The organism is Streptomyces sp. NPDC059900 (assembly GCF_050270335.1).
Taxonomy (GTDB): domain Bacteria; phylum Actinomycetota; class Actinomycetes; order Streptomycetales; family Streptomycetaceae; genus Streptomyces.
Genome location: NZ_JBNNJZ010001033.1, coordinates 1 through 1625, shown reverse-complemented (window position 1 = coordinate 1625; position 1625 = coordinate 1). Strand labels below are relative to the sequence as shown.

Genomic DNA, 1625 nt, shown 5'->3' with positions numbered 1-1625 from the left:
ACAGGTACCAGGTGACCCTCGTCGCGGACGAGACGATGCGCGATCTCGACCTGCGCGAGCAGCCGGACCCCGCGCCCCGTCTGCCGGGCGCACTGCTGATCGGTTCGACCAGCAAGTCGGTCTGGGGCGGCCTGCGCGTGGGCTGGATCCGGGCCCCCGCCCCCCTCATCCGGCAACCGCGCGACCATCCGCTCGCCGGGCCGCTGTCCGCGTCACCCATGCAGCAACTCGTCGCCGTCGAACTGTTCAGTGATCTGCAGGCGCTGCTCAGCCGGCGCCGAAACGTACTGCGGCGCCAGCGCGACCATCTCGACACCCTGCTTGCCGGTGACGGCCGTTGGCAATTCACCCTGCCCTGCGGCGGTCTCGCCCTGTGGCTGCGGCTGACCACGGCCCTGGCCGACACCGTCGTAGAGCGAGCCGGTCGAAGGGGAGTCGCCCTGGCGGCAGGGCCCCGCTTTGCGGCCGACGCCACCCTCATCCACCATCTGCGCGTGCCCTATACCCCGCCCGCCAAGGCGCTCGAGCACCTTGCCGCGGTCCTGGACGATGCCTGCCCCTGACGGACGACCAGCGACAGGTCACCCATACGCAGGTCATCCGTCCGGTCTTTGGCGGGCTCGGAGTTCAGCACCACTGGCGATGGTCTCCACCGCCAGCACAGGGTTGAGGGGCTCGACGAGTTCCTCGGTGGCGAGCAACACCAGAGGCGCGGGCGGCTCGCCGGCCAGCAGCCCGCTCACGTACTCAAGGGCCTGCGCGGGCGAGAGGACGGGCAGCCTGCGGCGCAGTGTCCGCGCCGCCTGCATCCGTCCGCGCGCGGCGGCGACTTCGCCCAGCGCATCGTGCAGATCGTCTACGGCAGTACGTACCGGGAGTCCGCGGATCCGCGCCCGGTAGTCGGCCTCCCACTCCCCGCCCACCGACGAGAGGGCGCCGATCGCATGCAGCCCGCCGTCGAGACGGTCGACCAGGTAGGGCCCATTGCCGATCAGCATGTGCTTCGTTTCCCCCGTGCGGAGGAATTCCACGGACTGCCAGTAGACGATCCACACCAGTTCGTGCTGCTCGACTTCGGCCACGGCCACCCGCAGCGCTTCCGGGTTGACGGTCCGCCACTGCTGATAGTCGCGCTCCAGCTGCTCTTCGACAGTCCGGAGGGCGGCTTCTCGCTCGATCACGCGTGCAGCATCCCGTACCGGATACTCCGCCATCCAGCGAATTTCGCACAGCCTGTCCGCGGGGCCCGGACCGCGCTGCGGCCCGGCCCCCTTGCACGGGAGGGCCGGGCCGCAGCTCCGGGGTTGTCGCTAGGGAAGGCTGTGCACCTTGGGGCCGACGGCGTTGGACCAGGTGTGGCCCGCCGTCGCGTCCCAGTTCGTGGACCAGGTCATGGCGCCGCGCAGCGCCGGGTAGGTCTTCGAGGGCTTGAAGGAGCCGCAGCCGGTGCCGCGGGTCAGGCAGTCGAGGGCGTTGTTCACGACCGAGGGGGCGACGTAGCCGCTGCCCGCGCCGCGCGTGGATGCCGGGACGCCGATGCCGACCTGCGAGGGGTCGAGGCCGCCCTCCAGCTGGATGCAGGCCAGCGCGGTGAGGAAGTCCACCGAGCCCTGTCTGTAGACCTT

Annotated in this window: 2 protein-coding genes and 1 pseudogene; 1 reads left to right on the top strand and 2 read right to left on the bottom strand. The window is 70.8% G+C overall.

Annotation, left to right across the window (positions count from 1 at the left end; translation table 11 throughout):
* Positions 1–563: aminotransferase class I/II-fold pyridoxal phosphate-dependent enzyme (locus tag ACQKIP_RS46935; protein WP_427745815.1), on the top strand; the 563-nt coding region annotated here is incomplete at its 5' end.
* A gap of 33 nt (positions 564–596) precedes the next feature.
* Here ACQKIP_RS46935 and ACQKIP_RS46930 read toward each other — a convergent pair.
* Positions 597–1181, bottom strand: coding sequence for a YrhB domain-containing protein (locus tag ACQKIP_RS46930; protein ID WP_365865001.1), 585 nt, complete (start codon positions 1179–1181; stop codon positions 597–599).
* Positions 1182–1310: 129 nt separating this feature from the next.
* A pseudogene (locus ACQKIP_RS46925) lies at positions 1311–1625 on the bottom strand (chitinase); the annotation flags it as partial.